The sequence below is a fragment of the Mycolicibacterium parafortuitum genome (assembly GCF_002086815.1).
In the GTDB taxonomy this organism is placed as follows: domain Bacteria; phylum Actinomycetota; class Actinomycetes; order Mycobacteriales; family Mycobacteriaceae; genus Mycobacterium; species Mycobacterium parafortuitum.
Genome location: NZ_MVID01000011.1, coordinates 40,396 through 58,482, shown reverse-complemented (window position 1 = coordinate 58,482; position 18,087 = coordinate 40,396). Strand labels below are relative to the sequence as shown.

The following is an 18,087-nucleotide window of genomic DNA, read 5'->3' as shown; positions in this document are numbered from 1 at the left end:
CCTAGCCCGTCGTCATCCGGATGCCGATGGCCGTGACGACCACGTTGATCACGAACAGCGCCATGAACGCGTACACCACCGTTTCGTTGACCGCGTTACCGACGGCCTTGGCGCCGCCGCCGGTGATGGTCAGCCCGCGATAGCACGCCACCAGTCCTGCGATCAGACCGAACAGCGCGGCCTTGATGCACGAGATGATCACCTCGGGCACGCCGGTCAGCAGCGTGATTCCCGCGGCGAAGGCACCCGGGTTCACGTCCTGGACGAACACCGAGAAGAAGTAGCCGCCGAGGATGCCGATGATCACCACCAGGCTGTTGAGCAGCAGCGCGACCAACCCCGCGGCGAGCATCCTGGGTGTCACGAGGCGCTGGACCGGGTTGATGCCCAGCACCTCCATCGCGTCGATCTCCTCCCGGATGGTGCGCGACCCCAGATCAGCGCACATCGCCGTCGCGCCCGCGCCGGCGACGATCAGCACCGTCACCAGCGGGCCGACCTGGGTGACCGCGCCGAACGCCGCGCCCGCCCCGGACAGATCCGCCGCACCGAGCTCCCGCAGCAGGATGTTCAGTGTGAACGACACCAGCACGGTGAACGGGATCGCCACCAGCAGCGTCGGGGCCATCGACACCTTCGCCACGAACCAGCACTGCTCCAGGAACTCCCGCCACTGGAACGGCCGCACGAACACATAGCGCACCGCGTCGAGCGCCATCGAGAAGAATCCGCCGACGGCCTGCATCGCACCCGACAAACCGTTGGGAAGCGAGATCCCGGTCGTCCACCGTTCCGGTCCTTTAACCGCCATCGGGACCCTCCAGCAGCGTCACCGCCGAGACGGCCGTCGGGCCGCCGATAGTGTGCGCCAGTCCGATTCGTGCGCCGTCGACCTGGTTGACCGCCTCGCCGCGCAGCTGGACGAACAACTCGACGCACTGGGCCACCCCGGTCGCGCCCGGCGGATGCCCCTTGGCTTTGAGCCCGCCACTGGGGTTCACCGGCAGGGCTCCTCCGACGCTGGTCACCTCGGCCTCCAGAAGTTTGTAGCCACCGAGCCTCTCGGCGAAGCCGAGGTCCTCGTAGCTCATCAGCTCGATACCGGTCAGGAAGTCGTGCACCTCGGCGACGTCGACGTCCGACGGGGTCAGGCCCGCCATCGAAAACGCCTGCTTCGCCGCCCTCGTGGTGGCCGGGAACGTAGTCATGTCCGGCTTGTGCTGGTGCATCACCGAATCCAGCCCCAGCCCGACGCCGCGGATCCAGACCGGCCGGTCGGTGAACCGATCCACGACCTCCTCCGCGGCGATCACAAGCGCTGCGGCACCGTCACTCTGCGGCGCGCAGTCATACATCCGGAACGGGGTCACCACCGTTGGTGCGTTCAGTGCCTGCTCCATCGTGATCTCGAAGCGCAGCCGCGCTTTGGGGTTGTTCACTCCGTGTCGGTGGTTCTTGACCGCCACCATGGCTAAGTGTTCTTCAGTTGCCGGAGATTCGTGGAGATATCGACGAACATGTAAGGCGAATCCAGCGGGAGCGACCAAGCCGAGGGGAAAATCCCAGGCCATATCGCGTGCCATGGCCTCCCACTCCCAGAGCATGTCCGCGGATGTGGTGTCGCGCAGCTTATCCGCACCGACGACCAGAGCGACGTCGAACGCGCCGGAAGCAACCCCGAACAACGCGTTGCGGATCGCGTCATGACCGGTCGCGCAGGAGTTCTCAATCCGCGTGACCGGCAGGTCGGGCAGACCCAGCGTGTCGGCGAGGATTCCGGACGGGAATCCGTCGGCGGTGCCCATCGCACCGAACCACGCGGCCTGCAGGTCACTTTTGGCCAGGCCCTTGTCGACGGTGGCCGCACACTCCGAGAAAGCCATCGGCAGCAGATCTTTGATGCCCAGCGCGAAATGCTCGGCAAACGGCGTCATTCCCGCCCCGACGATCGCGACGCGCCTCACGCCGCACCCCGGTCCGGCTCGAACGCGTAGCCGTAGTCGGGCACCCCGGAGCGCACTGCCACCCGGCGCAACGCCAGCCGGCCGCGGTCCCCGATGTCGACGGCGCCCGGCGTGGCGCCGGTGACCTTCACCAGCGCACGCACCCCGACACCGTCGAGCTCGACGATGACCAACGAGTACGGCGTGCGCAGCCCGGGCACCGGGATGTTCACCGTGGTCTCGGTGTAGACGGTGCCGGTGCGTGGCAGCGGCACAAGCTCGTAATCGGTGGCCAACGCCCCGTCGTCGCTGACCCGGTAGCGCGGCGGAAAGTCCAGCTCACCGGACCCGGCGAATCGCCCCGCCTCCCAACGCACTTTCGCCTCGAACGCCCGCTCGTAGGCGGCCAGCGAGATCGGGATCTCCGCGCCGGACACCTGGCCACCGTCAAGTTGGGACTGCGGCTGCGGCTCCCGCCGGTGGATTCGGGCGCTGCCACCGCTGACGCTGATGCCGGACAGAATGGCCTGCTCGACGGCCACCAGCGGGCCTGCCTTGCCCTGCTCGGCGAGTCCGGCCAGCGCGAACAGGCTGGCACTGGCGCCGGTGGTCGGCAGCACCGGCGGTCCGGGCAGGCACAGTTCGACCGCTCGTGCGTGGTCGACGCCGGCGATCGCCACCGGGGTGTCCAGCCACGCCGCGGCCAGCGAGGCGATCAACCCGCGCTCGTGCAGCAGCCGTGGGTCGCCGTAGTCGTGCACGTCGCCGGTCGCGTTGCGGGTGCGTACCGGAAGGCTGCGCGCGACACGAGCGGCGGTGCGCACCTGCAGACCCCGTTCGGCGGTCAGGATCGCCGCCGCGCCGGCGGGCGCCAGGTCGGCACCGATGATCAGCGTGCGTGGACGCGCGGAGCTGAGGGCGTCGACGGTGGCCGGCGCACCGCCGAGGCGTTCGTCGACCTCCAGCTCCGGGTCGAGTCCGAGCCCGGCGAGAAGCACTGCGGCATTGCTACTTTCCAGCAGCGGCAGATCGCGACTGACCAGCACCACCCGCTCGACCGCGCCGGCTTCGGTCAGCGCTGCCCTACCCGCCTCGACCGCCATCGTGACGGCGTCCTCGTCGTCGCCGGCGACCCGATGTACGGCCGAACCCCAGCACGGGAGGTACGTGCCGACGGACGCGACGTAGGGCATTGACAGTTTCTCCAGATCTCGACCGTGGACGGTCAGGTGACCGCGCCGGCGGTCTTGAGCTCGATGATGCGGTCCCAGTCCAGGCCGAGTTCGACGAGGATATCGTCGGTCTGCTCGGCGAATCCGGGCGCCGGACCCGACACGGGCGCGGCGACGTCGAACTGCACCGGGTTGGCCACCAGCTCGAGTTCGCCTGCCTGGACCAGGTATTCGTTGGCACGCACCTGGGCGTCCTCGGCCGCCTGCAGGGTGTCCTGCACCGGGGCCCACGGCCCGGCCAGCGTCGCGAACCGCTCACTCCACTCGGCGAGCGTGCGCTTGGCCATCGCCTCGGACAGGACCTCCACTCCCGTTTCGGTGTTCTCGGCGATGGACTCGGCGGTCGCGAACCGCGGGTCGTCGGCGAGCTCGTCGAGATCCATGTGCTTGCAGACATCGGCCCAGAACTTGGTCGGCTGCATCATCACGAAGGAGATGTAGCGGCCGTCGGCCGTCGCGTACAACCCGACAAGCGGGTTGATCGGTGAACCGTGCACACCCGGCGGGAAGGCCTCCATGCGCTCACCGAGATGCTTGGTCAGCGCCACCGTGTGGCCCATCGCCCACAGTCCGCTGCCGAGCAGAGACACGTCGACGACCGACGGTTCACCGGAGCGTTCCCGCTTGAGCAGCGCCGCGGCGATGCCGCCGGCGAGGTTGGTGCCGGAGATGGTGTCGCCGTAGGCCGGTCCGGGCGGGCCGACCATGCCCGGGGTGCCCGGCGGCGTGATCGTGGCGGCAGTGCCTGCCCTGCACCAGAATGCGGTCATGTCGTAGCCACCCTTGACCGACTCCGTGCCGCGCGGTCCGAGCGCGCTGCCACGGGCATAGATGATCTTCGGGTTGACGGCGCGGATGTCGTCGACGTCGATTCCGAACTTCTGCCGGTGACCGGGCAGGAAGCTGGTCAGGAACACATCGGAGCGACGCGCCAGTTCCAGAAGCACCTCTTTGCCCTCGGGGACCGTCATGTCCAGGCCGATGCTGCGCTTGAGGCGGTTGGCGTGCTCGATGTTCGGGTTCGGGTCGCCCTCCACCCGCAACAGGCCGGTCTGGCGCAGGCCGCGTTGCGGGTCGCCGGTGACGGCGTGCTCGACCTTGACCACGTCGGCGCCCCATTCGGCGAGCACCGCGCCCGCCGACGGGACGAAGCCGTACATCGCGACCTCAAGCACCCGGATGCCGTCCAATGGCTTACTCATGCTTGTTCCACCACCGTTGCGAAAGTCTTCGATTCCAAGAACTCCTCCAGGCCGGCCCTGCCCATCTCCCTGCCGATGCCGGACTGTTTGTAGCCGCCGAACGGGCTGTCGGGGCTGAAGTAGTTGCCACCGTTGATCGAGAACGTGCCGGTACGGATGCGCCGTGCCACCGCCAGCGCGCGCTCCTGGCTGCCGAACACCGCACCCGACAGCCCATAGATGGAGTGGTTCGCGATGCGCACCGCGTCGTCGTCGTCCTCGTAGGCGATGACGGCCAGCACCGGGCCGAACACCTCCTCCTGGGCGATCTCGCTGTCGGGATCGACGTCGGCGAGCAGGGTCGGCGTATAGAAGTAGCCCGGGTCGACCTTCTCGCCGCCGGTGACCAGGGTGGCCCCGGCGGCCACCGCGCGCTGCACCATGCCGTCGACCTTGTCGCGCTGCTTCTCGCTGATCAGCGGACCCATGTAAGTCGACGGATCCGCCGGGTTTCCCAGCCGCACGAGTCCGAAGTTGTTCTTGACCAACTCGACGATCTCGTCCTTGTGCTTGCGCGGCACCAGCAGCCGCGAGGTCAGCGCACAGCCCTGCCCGGCGTGGGTGACCATGCTGAACGCGGAGAACAGCGCGGCGGTGTTGAAGTCGGCGTCGTCGAGGACGATGGCCGCCGACTTGCCGCCGAGTTCGAGGAAAACCTTCTTCAGCGTTCCGCTGGCGGCGGCCATGATCGCGCGCCCGGTCGGGGTCGATCCGGTGAAGGTGACCATGTCGACGTCGGGGCTGGTGGTCAGCGCCGCGCCGACGGCCGGGTCGGCGCCGGAAAGCACGTTGACCACACCGGGCGGGATGTCGGTGTGGTTGGCGATCAGCTCGCCGAGCGCGAGCGTGACGAGCGGGGTGTCAGGGGCCGACTTGAGCACAAGGGTGCAGCCCGCCGCCAGTGCCGGCGCGAGCTTGGCCAAGGCCAACTGGTTCGGATAGTTGTAGGCGATGATCGCGGCGACGACGCCCGCGGCCTCCTTCTCGACCCAGCGGTGGTGCTGCATGCCGCGGCTCTCGATGTTGCCGAGGTCCTCGCTCAGCGGATACGTCTTCAGCAGGTCGGCGTAGTACCGCACGATTGCGATCGGCTGGTCCAACTGCGCGCCCTGGCACAGCGCCGGGGTGGCGCCGACTTCGGCGATGGTCAGTTCCGCGAGCTCGTCACGGTGCTCGATCAGCGCGGCATGGAGCTGCTCCAGGCAACGGATCCGCAGTGCGGTGTCGGTGGCCCAGTCCCCCGCGTCGAACGCCGCACGCGCCGCCGCGACCGCGGCCTCGGCGTCGGCGACGCCCGCATCGGGGGCATACCCGAGCACCTCGCCGGTGGCTGGATTCAGCGAAGGAAACGTCCGCTCGCTCTCGATGAGCCGCCCGCCGATGAGAAGGCGGCGTTGGGCAGGCTGATCCTCTGCCTGAGCGCTGCCGCTGTCACCCGAGATCGTGGCTGTTTCCTGCATCATCCTCCTCGTGCTGTGACGTCACCGGCGGGAAGTGTCCGTATGTGATGGAAACTGCATTCTCATCACCGGCGAATCATACATTCGTACGATGAGAACTCAAGAAAATGACGAGAACCCCCGCTGCCTGCAGGAAACGGTGCGACAATCCTGCGCTAGACGTCTCACCAGTGCGAACACACCGCCGCTCTTGTCTTGCGGTCTCACATAATGCGAGAGTACGGTTCTCATATTCGGAAGGATGATTCTTGACTACTGAGGGCCGCGTGAAGAACGCAGTAGTGACCGGAGGCGCTTCGGGTATCGGCGCCGCGGTGGCAGACCGTCTGCGGGCGGACGGTCTGCAGGTGGCGATCATCGATCTCAACCCCGGTGATGCGAAGTTCTCTTACGCCGCCGATGTCACCGACCGCGCGGCCGTCGACGGGGCGCTCGCCGAGATCCGCGCCGAGCTCGGACCGGTCACCGTGCTGGTGAACGCCGCCGGGTTGGACCGTTTCAAGAAGTTCCTCGACCTGTCCTTCGACGAATGGCAGAAGGTCGTCGACGTCAACCTCAATGGCGTCTTCCACTGCACGCAGGCCGTGCTGCCCGACATGATCGAGGCCGGCTGGGGCCGCATCGTGAACATCTCGTCGTCGAGCACCCACTCCGGCCAGCCGTTCATGTCGCCCTACGTCGCCGCCAAGTCAGCGGTCAACGGGCTCACCAAGTCCCTGGCGCTCGAGTACGGCCCGCACGGGATCACGGTCAACGCGGTCCCGCCCGGCTTCATCGACACCCCGATGTTGCGCAAAGCCGAGCAGCGCGGCTTCCTCGGCGACACCGACAAGCAGATCCAGCAGACCCCCGTGCGTCGGATGGGCCGCCCCGAGGACATCGCCGCGGCGTGCGCGTTCTTCATCTCCGAGGAGGCGGGCTACATCACCGGCCAGATCCTCGGCGTCAACGGCGGCCGGAACACCTGAGCAGCCAACAGATTTCAGCGAAAGGACGAGTGTTAATGGGACGGGTTCAAGGCAAGATCGCCTTCATCACGGGCGCGGCACGCGGCCAGGGCCGCAGCCACGCAGTCCGGCTCGCCGAAGAAGGCGCCGACATCATCGCCGTCGATCTGTGCGAGAACGTCGACACCATCGGCTACCCGATGGCCACTCAGGAAGACCTCGACGAGACCGCGGCCTTCGTCGAGAAGACGGGGCAGCGCATCGTCACCGCGAAGGCCGACGTCCGCGACGCCGCACAGCTCAAGAAGGCCCTCGAGGACGGCATCGCGCAGCTCGGCGGCCTCGACATCGTGGTCGCCCAGGCCGGTATCGCCGGCATGAAGGGCCAACCCCCGCTGCAGGCGTGGACCGACGTGATCAACACCAACCTGATCGGCACGATCAACGCGATCCAGGTTGCGCTTCCCCACCTCAAGGAGGGCGCATCGATCGTCGCTACCGGCTCGACCGCCGCGCTGATGGACGCCCACAACAAGCCCAATCCCGGCGGCGACCCGGGCGGCATGGCGTACATGACGTCGAAACGCCTTCTGTCGCAGTATGTCCACGACCTCGCCACCGAGCTGGCGGTGCGCGGCATCCGCGCCAACGTGGTTCATCCGACCAACTGCAACACCGACATGCTGCAGAGCCCGCCGATGTACAAGTCGTTCCGACCCGACCTGGAGAACCCGACTCGGGCCGACGCCGAGCCGGTTTTCGGTGTGCAGCAGGCGATGAAGGTCAACTTCATCGAGCCAGAGGACATCAGCAACGCGATCTTGTGGTTGGTCTCCGACGAGGCCAGGTACGTCACCGGCATGCAGTTGCGCGTCGACGCCGGTGGCTACCTGAAGTGGTACGACTACCACATCTGACGCCAGCCGGGAACGACGGAGAAGGGACCAGACATGAAGGTTTTTGTTGATTCCGGCCGCTGCCAAGGGCATACGTTGTGCTCGATGATCGCCCCGGATTCCTTCGAGCTCAGCGATATCGACGGGACCGCGTCCCCGGTCAACGAAGTCGTCCCACCGGGTCAGGAGGACGCGGTGCGTGAGGCGGTGCAGTCGTGCCCCGAACAGGCCATCTCGATAGAAGAGTGATGAGCGCTCGCGCGAAGAACCAACAAGGTCGATGAGCGCTCGCGCGAAGAACCAACAAGGTGATGAGCGCTCGCGCGAAGAACCAACGAGGTTGATGAGCGCTCGCGCGAAGAACCAATCACGCTGATGAGCGCTCGCGCGAAGAACCAACAACAGTAGAAGCGGAGTGAAACCTTGAGTGTCGACGACGTCGTGACCGGCACCGCCGACGACAACCGGAAGCGAAACACCTACCACTTCGACCGGCACACCCCCGAGTACCGGCTGCAGTTCGAGAAGATCACCGAAGAAATGCAGTCCAAGTGCCCGATGGCATGGACCGATGTCTACAACGGGCACTGGGTGGCCGCCGACAGCAAGCACGTCTTCGAGTTGGCGCGCTGCCCCGCGGTGTCGAATCACCACGACATCTCCGGCGAGACTCCGTTTCAGGGCATCACCATTCCGAAGGCCAGCCGAGCGACCGTGGTCCGCGGCGGCATCCTGGAGATGGACGAACCGGAGCACAGCGCCTATCGCGGAGCACTGAACCCGTACCTGTCCCCCGCGGCGATCAAGCGGTGGGAACCGTTCATCGACGAGATCACCCGTGCGGCACTCGATGAACACATCGAGTCGGGAAAGATCGACTTCGTCGACCACCTCGCCAACGTAGTGCCCGCGGTGTTCACGCTGGCGATGATGGGCATCAAGCTCGACAAGTGGAATGTCTACAGCGAGCCCACGCACGCGTCGGTCTACACCCCCGAGCACGCTCCGGAACGCGAGAAGATCAACGAGCAGCATCGTGAGATGGGTATCGATCTCATCAACAACATGATGGAGATCCGCGAGGATCCGCGCCCGGGTCTGGTCAATGCGTTGCTGCAGTTGCGCATCGACGGGGAGCCCGCCCCCGACATGGAGATCCTGGGCAACCTGGGTCTGATCATCGGCGGCGGCTTCGACACCACCACCGCGTTGACCGCGCACGCGCTGGAGTGGCTCGGCGAGCACCCCGCCGAGCGCGACCGTCTCTCCCGCGAACGCGATGCCCTGCTGGCTCCGGCCACCGAGGAGTTCCTGCGCTTCTTCACGCCGGCACCGGGCGACGGGCGCACGTTCGCCGAGGACGTGGAGGTCGCGGGCCACCAGTTCAAGAAGTTCGAGCGGCTGTGGCTGTCCTGGGCGATGGCCAACCGCGACCCTGCCGTCTTCGAGCGGCCCAATGAGGTCGTGCTGGACCGAAAGGGCAACCGTCACTTCAGCTTCGGGATCGGCGTGCATCGTTGCGTCGGATCCAACGTGGCCCGCACGGTGTTCAAGTCGATGCTGACCGCAGTGCTGGACCGGATGCCCGACTATGTATGCGATCCCGAAGGCACCGTGCACTACGACACGATCGGCGTGATCCAGGGGATGCGTAACCTTCCCGCCACGTTCACACCGAGTGAGCCGCTGGGCCCCGGACTGGACGAGACGCTGGTGAAGCTGCAGCGGATCTGCGATGAGCAGGAGCTGGCACGGCCCATCACCGAGCGTAAGGAACAGGCCGTCATCGACTAGTGTGCGCCGATCTCACCCCACGGATCACGGCGAGGTGGTTGCATGTAGCGGCGACAGTATGGGAGGCGAAGCGATGAGGCTCAGCAGGATCGGTGCCGTGGCGGCCACGCTGACGGCGGTCGCGACGTTCCTGGCACCGCCGTCGCAGGCGGGGATGCAGCTGGCCAATTACGACCTGTTGACCAATCGGTACAACCGCGCGTCGTGGTTCTGGTTCGTCACCTTGTGTATCCCGGAGAAGACCCCGGACTGCGTCAACGTCGCCGCCCGCCCCCGGCTGAAGTTCTACGACTACTACGAGAGCAAGGCCTGGCTGGTCGACGGGCGGTACACGTTCACCGTGGACGTGCGCGACGGACTGCAGTGCCCAGGGCATGTGATGCCGACCCGCGAGACCTACTCCTGGGACGCCGTGACGCTGCTCGGCACCATCGACTCGAAGTACGACGTCGGCTGCTTCAACGGCCCTCCCGGAAGCCAGTTCTGGACGTTCAAGCTCCAGCAACTCTAGGGTCGACCGGCACCGCGAGCGCGCATGTCTGCCCGGCGACTCGCTGCCGTCGCGGACATTCCGCGCACCCTCGCAGCCGCTCAGAGCAGCGAGTAGCGCCGCCGGATCGCGTTGAACCTGCGCCACATCTGCGCCGTGCGCTCCTCGGCGGTGACGGTCGCGGTGTCGGTGGGCAGCACCGCCCCCAGCTCCGCGTGCTTGACGACCTCCGTGCACAACTTCACCGGCGAACCCTCCAGCATGTGACGGTAGGTGATGTTGCCGCGCTCGAAACCCTGGCTGTCGATCCAGTTGTGGACGCCCGGGTCCCGGTGCGCCAGGACCAGCCGGATCTTGCCGTCGGCGTCGGCGCGGGTCCGGCTCGGCGTGTAGCTGACCGGGCGATAGAGGTAGTCCATGCTGTTGAAGAACACCCCCATGTTCGTCAACGACCACAGCCCCTCGTGGGCATCGAACTCGATGACCATGGCTTCGTCGGGACCGAGCACCCAGTGCATGTTCGCCGCCGACCGTCCCCGCTTGGCGTCGCCGTCACCGTCGACGACGTCGGGGAACTCGTTCGGCCGGCCGGCGTCGGCGCCTCCGTGGGTGAACGGGAAGTCCGGCCAATCGGCCATCACACCGGTGAGAAACCCACCGGCCCACTCGATCGCGTCGACCATCTCCGCGGCGGTGATCGCCGGTTTCGGCGACGCCATTTCGACACGTTCGATCCGCATCCGGGCCGGCACTTCGTCCCACGAGTCGAAACCCTGCCGCACGAACAGTTTTCGCGATTCCGCGGTTGTCGGCAGCCAGTTCTGGTCGCGGGGCGGGCCTCCGACATAGACCTCGAAGCTGCCGTCCCCATCGGTGCGGAGCTGCGCACCGGACAGATTGGCTTGCGGCACATCGCCGAACGGCTCATGTAGGACGTCCGGGCCCTCCGGCCGGGCCCCCTGCACCGTGATGTTGAAGAAGCGCGCGGTGCCGCGCTCCCCCACGATGCGGTAGGTGGACTGCCCGTCGATCCATGCCTGCTGATACGTGAAGTCGGCGCAGTCCCCGCCGAGCTTTCGGGTGGGCCCGCAGAACGGGTGCAGGCTCGGATACCGGCTGTCGCGGGTCTCCAGCGCGAGATCGAAGGCCTGTCCCAGATTCTGGGTGAGGAAGCGCAACGCGTCGACGCGATGGATCTCCGAGGCGGGATTGTGCTCCTTGAAGATCTGCAGCCCAGCCGCCTTCACCCTGTAGCAGAACGTCTCCCAGGCGTGCCGCAGCGCCGCGTCATCCTGGCCGTCGCCGTATGCCATCGCTACCGCTCCTCGACACGAGACAGAATTTCGGTGACCTGTGCGCAGCCCCGCCGTGACGCCTCCAGCGGCCCCTCCTCGGCGATGCGGGGACCGATCAGCTCCAGGTCGAATCCATGCCGATAGCCGCCTGCCAGTGCATGGGCGATCAACGACTCCAGCGGTATGGCACCGTCGCCGGGCACGGCGCGCGCGGGCAGTGCCCTGTCGCCGAGCACGTAGTCGCTGAGCTGAATCAACTCCGCGCGCGGCAGAGCGCGGTCCAACAGCGTGTTCAGGTGCGCCTCCGTCCAGCAGTGGAACAGGTCGATGCACACCCCCAATCCCGCCGACTCGGCGAGCTCGAGGGTGTCGGCCAGCGTGTGAGCGATGTGGATGTCGGCGTACAGGCCCGACGCGTTCTCGATGGCCAGCGCCACCCCGGCCTGGCGTGCCTCCTCCAGGCACGGATGCACCGCGTCACAGAACATCCCGGCGGCGTCCTCCCAGCTGCGCTCGCCCCGCCCACCGGTCAGCATGTAGACCACCCGGGCGTCCACGGCAGCCGCCGATGCGATCACCCGCCGCAGCCCGTCGGTGGACGAGAACAGGTGGAACACGGACTCCACCGAGTAGCCGCCGGCGGCAACGGCGCCCGCGAGCGCGGGGTCGGCCAGCTGAGTGTCGATCAGGCTGAGCCGCCGGGCGCCGAGCGAGTCCCATAGCGAGCAGAACTCGCGCAACGTCGCGCCGTGAAAGGTCACAGAGTGCACGGACAGCCGTTGATCGATGCCGGTCACCTCAGCCGCGATTCTCGATCTCGACGCCGAACCTCTCCCGGAACGGGCGGAACTCCTCATGCAGCGCCGCGAGGTCTTCACCGATCTCGGTCAGCAGGGTCGTGGAGTAGCGGAACTTGCCATGCCGGTCGCCCTTGTTGGTTGCGAGGTAATCGCGCATCCGGGCCTGCGCAGCCTCGGTCAGGGTCCGCCCGGCGAACGCGTAGTAGTCGCCCACGGTGCCCACCGGGTCGGCGAGGAAGTCCGTATAGCGGACGTGCCGGATGCGCGGATCGTCCACCATCGGGTTGGTCATCGTGTTCGCGATACTGGCGCGGGTCAGATCCAGGTGCATCCGGGCCGCCGCATGCAGATCCACCGGACCGACCAGCCCGTCGAGGATGTCGGCCATCATCATGGTCCGCGAGGCCGCCACCTGGACGGGGTCGCGGTGTAACCAGAGCAGCGTCGCGTCGGGGTACGCGTCGAACAGTTCGGCGAGACGAAAACCGTGGAAGCCCTTCAAGACCCAGTGCTTACGCGGTCGCGCGTGCTGGAACTGTTGCAGCATCGCCCGGTGAATCCGGTACTGGGCCGCCGCGTCGGTCGGCAGTCCGCCGACCACGGTCTGCATCGGCACCCGCCACCACGCCGTCGGCGTCATCACCCGGAAGTCGAACGCCCAGGTGCGCTCGTCCTCGGGCAGGCCGTCCCCGAGCATGTCGTTGTAGGGATGGGAGTGCAGCCATTTCGGCGCCTTGGCGTTGATCTCACGCCAATCGCGGTCAGCGCGCGCCCGGCGCGGGTCCTCGGTACCGGCGAGGCCGGGCGGCGGGGACGGGTACATCACCTCCCAGAACCGCAGCGCCCGCGCGTCCGGGTCGACGCTCATCAGCGCGTGCATCAGCGTCGTCCCCGACCGCGGTTCACCGGTGACGAACATCGGCGCCTCGATCACCTCGTCAGCGACCGGATAGCGGTCCCGGTCAGCGAAGAACTCCAGCCGACTGGTGAGCAGCCAGTGGCACACCTCGGCGGCGTGCCGGTAGCCGTCCGGAGTCATCCCCTGCCCGTTGATGAGGTCGACGGCCATCGCGAACCGGTCCGGCAGCGTCGGATCACCGTAGTCGCGCAATCCCGTCTCCGCCTCGGCCCGCGCGAGTAATGCTGCGGCGTCGAGCTTCTCACTCATCCGCACAGTCTCATCCGCGTGCTCCGCACAGTGTCATTTCGTGTGCTCCGCACAGTGCCATTCATGTGCTCCGCACAGTGTCATCCGCGTGCTCCGCACAGTGCCATCAGCTCGTCCTCCGCCTCACGCACATGCTGCGCCGACGCCTTCGCGTAGTCCAGCCCCGCCATTCCCCCATAATCCAGGATCTTCGGAACCCGCAGTCCCGCATCGACGTATTCCTTGATGACGCGCGCCACCTGCTTCGGGGTGCCGTGCGGCACCACCGCCAGGATCATCTCCGGCTCGACGCGGTCGAGGAAGTCGATGATGCGTTCGCGGGTCAGCACACCGGGGTCGATGTCGTGGAAACCGCCCCAGTCCGGCCCCATCGGATGCTCGAAGCCGAACGTGGACAACAGCTCTGCCGATACCTGCAGTAAGAACGATTTCACCAGTGGCGCCCGCAGGATCTCGGCCAGGGCGGCGTCGTCGCGGCCCATCAGACAGACCTGGATGAAACACGGGGTGATCGCCGACGGGTCGCGGCCGGCCCGCTCCGCCGACGCGCGCACCCGCGCCAGCTTCTCTGCGTAGTCCTCCGGTGACCATGCCCCAGCGGGCCACCAACCATCGGCGTAGCGCCCGGTGATGTCGAGTGCGCGGGGCCCGCTGGCACCGATCCAGATCGGCGGGAACCGGCCGGCGTAGGGCTCGGTGTCGAGCCGGGCGTGCTGCAGCCGGTAGAAGCGACCGTCGAAGTCGACGGGTCCGTCACTGTCCCACAGCAGCCGGATGACGTGCAGGGCCTCCTCGAATCTGCTGACCGGATAGCTGAAGTCGAAGCCGTAGGGCTCGATGTTCTCGCTCTCACCGCTGCCCAGCCCGAGGATGAATCGCCCCTTGGACAAGTGGTCGATGGTCAGCGCGCTCTGCGCCAGCGACGCCGGATGGCGCCGCACGGTGTCGACGACGCTGGTGGCCAGCGGCACGTTCTCGGTCAGCACCGCAGCGGCAGCGGCCACCGCCATCGCATCGAGATGACGGTGCGGCGACGGGGATGCGACGGCCAGGTCGGTGAATTCCGGCGACCAGATCGAGTCCGGCCAGAAACTCACCATGTGGTCGGGCAGCCAGATCGAGTGGTAGCGCCCGGCGTCGAGCTCGGCGAGTTGCCCCAGGTCGATCGGCAACGTCGTGCGCAGGAACGCCGCGGGCTGCACCTTCATCGCCGTGCCATCACCGGCCGCAACCGTCCGTCACCGCCGGGGCAGGCCGAGCACCTGCTGGGCGATGATGTTGCGCTGGATCTCCGAGGTTCCGCCGGCGATGGTTCCGCCGAAGCTGCGGCAGTAGCGCTCGAACCAGCTCGCGAAGTAGTGGTCGAGGTTCATGTGCTCGTACGGACCGGATGTCGCCGGGTGCACCAACCCGTCGGGTCCGGCCGCCTCGAGCGCGAGGCCTTCGATGCGCTGTTCGGCCTCGGCGCCAAGGAGTTTCGGGATGGATACCGACGCGACGTCCACTTCGCCGCGCGCCGCTTTCGCGATGCCGACGGATCCGAGTAGCCGCAGCGCCTCGTAGTCCATGATGCTGCTGGCCAGCGCATCACGCTCCAGTGGGTTCTTGGGGACGAAGTCGGCGATGCAGTTGGCGATCCGGTCGGCGAAGCCGAGCCACATCATCGTCCGCTCGTGGCCCAGGGAGCCGTTCGCGACGCCCCATCCGCCATTGAGCGGGCCGACCAGGTTTTCGGCGGGCACCCGCACGTCGGTGAAGAACACCTCGTTGAAGTCCAGGTTGTCGATGCCGGTCATGTCCGCGAACGGCCGGCACACCACCCCGTCGAGGTCGGTCGGGATCAGCAGCACGCTGATGCCCTTGTGCTTCGGCGCATCCGGGTCGGTGCGCACGAACGTCAGCAGGAAATCGGCGTCGTGGGCGCCGGACGTCCACACCTTCTGGCCGTTGACGACGAAGTCGTCACCATCTCGCACCGCTTTGGTACGCAAGGACGCCAGGTCCGATCCCGCGCTCGGCTCGCTCATGCCCAGCGACGCCGTACGCTCGCCGCGCAGGACCGGGACAGCCCACTGGTGCTTCTGCTCCTCGGTGCCGAACGTCAGCAGTGAGGCGGCGATGATGTTGACGCCCTGGGGGTTGAAGCTGTGGTAGATCCGGCGCCGGCACAGTTCCTCGGCGTGCACAAAGGTCTGCAGCACATTGGCGTTGCGGCCACCGAACTCCGGCGGCTGGGCGGGCAACAACCAGCCGTTGTCGAATAGCAGCCGCTGCCAGTCACGCGCCCACTGGGGCATGTGCGACACCGACCGAGGACGCTCCAAAGTCTGTGCCGCAGAAGGGGTGTGCTCATCGAGGAACGCGGAGAACTCGGCGCGGAACTCCTCGACGTCGGAATCGAAAGCGAGCTGCATCAGATGTCCCTCCCGTATTCCTCCGCGATCATCGCCCGATGCTCGGCCGCCCCGCCGAGCAGCAGCTCGCCGGCTTTGGCCCGCTTCAACGCGAACTGCACATCGTTCTCCCAGGTGAAGCCCATCGCCCCGAAAAGCTGAATGCCGTGCTTGAACACCAGCGACTGGCACTCCCCCGCCGACGCCTTCGCCATCGCGGCGGCAAGCCGGCGGCGCGGATCGTCGGCGGCGATGGTCAGCGCCGCAAAGTAGGACAACGCCCTGGCCCGCTCGATCGCGACGAACATGTCGGTGGCCTTGTGCTGCACGGCCTGGAACGTGCCGATCGCTACGCCGAACTGCTGGCGGCTCTTGGCGTGTTCGAGCACCAGGTCCAGGATGCGCTGGCAGGCACCCACCATCGTGATCGCCATACCCATCAGCGCGACGTGGTGGGCGCGCTCGGTGTCGACGGGCAGTCGGTCGGATTCGGCGACGTGGACGCCGGGGAACGACACCTCCGCGACGTGCAACACGGGGTCGAATATGTCGACACGGCGGGTGACGACGTCGGACGGCCCTACGACGAAGACTCCCGCCGGGGTCACCACCGCGAAGCGCTCGGCGCGGTCGCCGTCGAGGACGAAACGGTCGGTGCCGGTGAGTACCCAACCCTGCGCGTCGCGGATCGCCGACACCCCGGAGTACACGGCGGCGCCGGAGCCGTTGGAGTCGAACCGGTCTCCGACCAGCGGAGCGAACTGACTCAATGTCGCCAGGAACGGCGTCGGGTCGGTCGCGCGCCCCAACTCTTCGAGCACGATCGCGAGCTCGACGGCATTCTCCGGATCGGTCAGCTCGGTCCATCCGGCGTCGAGATAGCTGTTCCACAGCGGGGTCGGGTCGACGCCGTTCTCGGCGATATCCCGGATCAGCGACGCCGGACACTGCTTGGACACCGCGTCGCGCACGGTCTCCTGCCACAACCGCTGATCATCATCGAACTCGAGTAACACGTCGTACTCCTCCTGGTGACCGCCGTGCCGCGAGAATATCATTCTCGCATCTGGTGTCGGCGTTCTCACCAAACGCGTAGACGTTTTCGTCGACAATCTGCTGTGCAGCCGTCCAGCAGGCCGCTCTACCTGCGTTGATGTTAAGCACCCTGCTGGAGAACAGAATTCTTGATAAAGAAGAACAACGATCTACACTGAGACTGTCGACGGTCGTGTGTCCGGCCGCGCGAGAGTAAAGGACCAAGCTGCGTGAAGGAATTCACCGACGGGACGGGTGGGCCGGCCGCCTCGGCGCAAGCGCCGGTCAGCGTGCCGGTCATCGATGCCAGCGTGCACATCTTCTGTCAGTCCAACCAGGACCTGCGGAAGAATTTCCTGCGCGAGCCGTTCCGAAGCCGCGGATTCCCGGACTACGAGATGGACTGGTACGGCGCCCCCGGCGGCGAATACGCCGACCGCACCGAGGGCCCGGACGGGCAGTATCCCGGATCCGACCCGGCGCTGGTGGCCAAGCATCTGTTCACCGACCGCGGCGTCGACATCGCGATCCTGCACCCGATGACGCGGGGCATCATGCCCGATCGGCACCTCGGCACCGCGATCGCGTCGGCGCACAACGAGATGATGGTGACGCGCTGGCTGGACCATCCGGAGTTCGGGGACAAGTTCCGGGGCACACTGCGCGTCAACCCTGACGACATCGCGGGCGCCTTGCGTGAAATCGACAAGTACCGCGACCATCCACGCATCGCACAGTTGGGCATCCCGCTCCAGTCGCGCGACCTGTACGGCAAGCCCCAGTTCTGGCCGTTGTGGGAAGCCGCGGTCGACGCCGGCTGGCCCGTCGCGGTGCATTTCGAGGTCGGCTCGGGGGTCATGCTGCCCCCGACCCCCAACGGCCTGACCCGCACCTACGAACAGTTCGTCGGGTTCACCGCGCTGAACTTCCTGTACCACCTGATGAACATGATCGCCGAGGGGGTATTCGAAAGAATGCCCGACCTGAAGTTCGTCTGGGCCGACGGTGCCGCGGACATGCTGACCCCGTTCATCTGGCGGATGGACTGCTTCGGCAGGCCACATCTGGAGCAGACTCCGTGGGCACCCAGGATGCCCAGCGACTACCTGCCCGGCCACGTCTACTTCATCCAGGGCAGCCTGGACGGCCCCGGCGACGTCGACTTCGCCGGCGAATGGGCCGGCTTCACCGGCAAGGACGACATGGTGATGTACGGGTCGAGCTATCCGCACTGGCAACTCAACGAACTGTCGGTGCCGACCTCATACAGCGCCGAGCAGCGCGACAAGTTGTGCTGGCGCAACGCCGCGCAGTTGTACGGCCTCGAAGTTGGCGCAAGTCCGTCCGTGTCATCCGCGGCTACGGCACAGTAGAGGGAGCGAGGAGGCACGAC

General features: G+C 66.9%; 17 protein-coding genes. 6 read left to right on the top strand and 11 right to left on the bottom strand.

Annotated elements, in window-relative coordinates:
* Position 1: 1 nt before the first annotated feature.
* From BST38_RS14055 to BST38_RS14035, 5 genes are read right to left on the bottom strand one after another with little or no spacing between them, the layout of a single operon-like run.
* Positions 2-811, bottom strand: a complete 810-nt coding sequence (locus BST38_RS14055; RefSeq protein WP_083143944.1) for an MlaE family ABC transporter permease — start codon at positions 809-811, stop codon at positions 2-4.
* Positions 801-1,964, bottom strand: coding sequence for a thiolase C-terminal domain-containing protein (locus BST38_RS14050; protein ID WP_083143943.1), 1,164 nt, complete (start codon positions 1,962-1,964; stop codon positions 801-803). The genes BST38_RS14055 and BST38_RS14050 overlap by 11 nt, the downstream gene beginning before the upstream one ends.
* Entirely contained in the window at positions 1,961-3,136 is a 1,176-nt protein-coding gene (locus tag BST38_RS14045) for a Zn-ribbon domain-containing OB-fold protein (protein ID WP_083143942.1), read from the bottom strand. Before BST38_RS14045 ends, BST38_RS14050 begins: the two co-directional genes overlap by 4 nt.
* A gap of 32 nt (positions 3,137-3,168) precedes the next feature.
* A complete protein-coding gene (locus BST38_RS14040; RefSeq protein ID WP_083143941.1) occupies positions 3,169-4,377 on the bottom strand; it encodes a CaiB/BaiF CoA transferase family protein in 1,209 nt (402 codons plus the stop codon).
* Positions 4,374-5,876: an aldehyde dehydrogenase family protein gene (locus tag BST38_RS14035; protein ID WP_083144033.1), complete on the bottom strand. Its 1,503-nt coding sequence runs from the start codon at positions 5,874-5,876 to the stop codon at positions 4,374-4,376. Before BST38_RS14035 ends, BST38_RS14040 begins: the two co-directional genes overlap by 4 nt.
* Positions 5,877-6,142: 266 nt before the next feature.
* Here BST38_RS14035 and BST38_RS14030 point away from each other — a divergent pair, with 266 nt between their 5' ends.
* The 5 genes from BST38_RS14030 (at position 6,143) to BST38_RS14010 (ending at position 10,024) form a co-directional block, all read left to right on the top strand.
* The gene (locus BST38_RS14030; protein ID WP_083143940.1) at positions 6,143-6,844 is read left to right on the top strand and encodes an SDR family NAD(P)-dependent oxidoreductase; all 702 of its coding nucleotides are present in this window, start codon (positions 6,143-6,145) and stop codon (positions 6,842-6,844) included.
* Between the two features lie 35 nt (positions 6,845-6,879).
* On the top strand, positions 6,880-7,740 hold the full coding sequence (locus BST38_RS14025; protein WP_083143939.1) for a mycofactocin-coupled SDR family oxidoreductase: 861 nt from the start codon (positions 6,880-6,882) through the stop codon (positions 7,738-7,740).
* Between the two features lie 33 nt (positions 7,741-7,773).
* Positions 7,774-7,968: a ferredoxin gene (locus BST38_RS14020; RefSeq protein ID WP_083143938.1), complete on the top strand. Its 195-nt coding sequence runs from the start codon at positions 7,774-7,776 to the stop codon at positions 7,966-7,968.
* A 174-nt stretch (positions 7,969-8,142) separates the two neighbouring features.
* The gene (locus tag BST38_RS14015) at positions 8,143-9,513 is read left to right on the top strand and encodes a cytochrome P450 (RefSeq protein WP_083143937.1); all 1,371 of its coding nucleotides are present in this window, start codon (positions 8,143-8,145) and stop codon (positions 9,511-9,513) included.
* A 73-nt stretch (positions 9,514-9,586) separates the two neighbouring features.
* A complete protein-coding gene (locus BST38_RS14010; protein ID WP_083144032.1) occupies positions 9,587-10,024 on the top strand; it encodes a hypothetical protein in 438 nt (145 codons plus the stop codon).
* 80 nt (positions 10,025-10,104) lie between these two features.
* Here the strand turns inward: BST38_RS14010 and BST38_RS14005 are convergent, their stop codons facing one another.
* The 6 genes from BST38_RS14005 to BST38_RS13980 form a co-directional block, all read right to left on the bottom strand.
* Positions 10,105-11,316: a DUF1214 domain-containing protein gene (locus BST38_RS14005; protein WP_083143936.1), complete on the bottom strand. Its 1,212-nt coding sequence runs from the start codon at positions 11,314-11,316 to the stop codon at positions 10,105-10,107.
* Between the two features lie 2 nt (positions 11,317-11,318).
* Positions 11,319-12,095, bottom strand: coding sequence for a sugar phosphate isomerase/epimerase family protein (locus BST38_RS14000; protein WP_237160799.1), 777 nt, complete (start codon positions 12,093-12,095; stop codon positions 11,319-11,321).
* A 1-nt stretch (position 12,096) separates the two neighbouring features.
* Positions 12,097-13,266: a sulfotransferase family protein gene (locus BST38_RS13995; protein WP_083143934.1), complete on the bottom strand. Its 1,170-nt coding sequence runs from the start codon at positions 13,264-13,266 to the stop codon at positions 12,097-12,099.
* A gap of 80 nt (positions 13,267-13,346) precedes the next feature.
* Positions 13,347-14,474, bottom strand: coding sequence for an LLM class flavin-dependent oxidoreductase (locus BST38_RS13990; RefSeq protein WP_083143933.1), 1,128 nt, complete (start codon positions 14,472-14,474; stop codon positions 13,347-13,349).
* A gap of 30 nt (positions 14,475-14,504) precedes the next feature.
* A complete protein-coding gene (locus tag BST38_RS13985) occupies positions 14,505-15,680 on the bottom strand; it encodes an acyl-CoA dehydrogenase family protein (protein WP_083143932.1) in 1,176 nt (391 codons plus the stop codon).
* Positions 15,680-16,675, bottom strand: coding sequence for an acyl-CoA dehydrogenase family protein (locus BST38_RS13980; protein ID WP_083144031.1), 996 nt, complete (start codon positions 16,673-16,675; stop codon positions 15,680-15,682). The genes BST38_RS13985 and BST38_RS13980 overlap by 1 nt, the downstream gene beginning before the upstream one ends.
* A gap of 309 nt (positions 16,676-16,984) precedes the next feature.
* Here BST38_RS13980 and BST38_RS13975 point away from each other — a divergent pair, with 309 nt between their 5' ends.
* Positions 16,985-18,067 (top strand): amidohydrolase family protein, encoded by a 1,083-nt coding sequence (locus tag BST38_RS13975; RefSeq protein WP_083144030.1) that lies wholly within the window; start codon positions 16,985-16,987, stop codon positions 18,065-18,067.
* The last annotated feature ends 20 nt before the right edge of the window (positions 18,068-18,087 follow it).

Excerpts from the sequence above, each read along its gene's own strand:
- BST38_RS14055 (WP_083143944.1), bottom strand. The coding sequence starts at position 811 with ATGGCGGTTAAAGGACCGGAACGGTGGACGACCGGGATCTCGCTTCCC.
- BST38_RS14045 (WP_083143942.1), bottom strand. The coding sequence starts at position 3,136 with ATGCCCTACGTCGCGTCCGTCGGCACGTACCTCCCGTGCTGGGGTTCG.
- BST38_RS14040 (WP_083143941.1), bottom strand. The coding sequence starts at position 4,377 with ATGAGTAAGCCATTGGACGGCATCCGGGTGCTTGAGGTCGCGATGTAC.
- BST38_RS14035 (WP_083144033.1), bottom strand. The coding sequence starts at position 5,876 with ATGCAGGAAACAGCCACGATCTCGGGTGACAGCGGCAGCGCTCAGGCA.
- BST38_RS14025 (WP_083143939.1), top strand. The coding sequence starts at position 6,880 with ATGGGACGGGTTCAAGGCAAGATCGCCTTCATCACGGGCGCGGCACGC.
- BST38_RS14020 (WP_083143938.1), top strand. The coding sequence starts at position 7,774 with ATGAAGGTTTTTGTTGATTCCGGCCGCTGCCAAGGGCATACGTTGTGC.
- BST38_RS14010 (WP_083144032.1), top strand. The coding sequence starts at position 9,587 with ATGAGGCTCAGCAGGATCGGTGCCGTGGCGGCCACGCTGACGGCGGTC.
- BST38_RS14005 (WP_083143936.1), bottom strand. The coding sequence starts at position 11,316 with ATGGCATACGGCGACGGCCAGGATGACGCGGCGCTGCGGCACGCCTGG.
- BST38_RS13995 (WP_083143934.1), bottom strand. The coding sequence starts at position 13,266 with ATGAGTGAGAAGCTCGACGCCGCAGCATTACTCGCGCGGGCCGAGGCG.
- BST38_RS13990 (WP_083143933.1), bottom strand. The coding sequence starts at position 14,474 with ATGAAGGTGCAGCCCGCGGCGTTCCTGCGCACGACGTTGCCGATCGAC.
- BST38_RS13985 (WP_083143932.1), bottom strand. The coding sequence starts at position 15,680 with ATGCAGCTCGCTTTCGATTCCGACGTCGAGGAGTTCCGCGCCGAGTTC.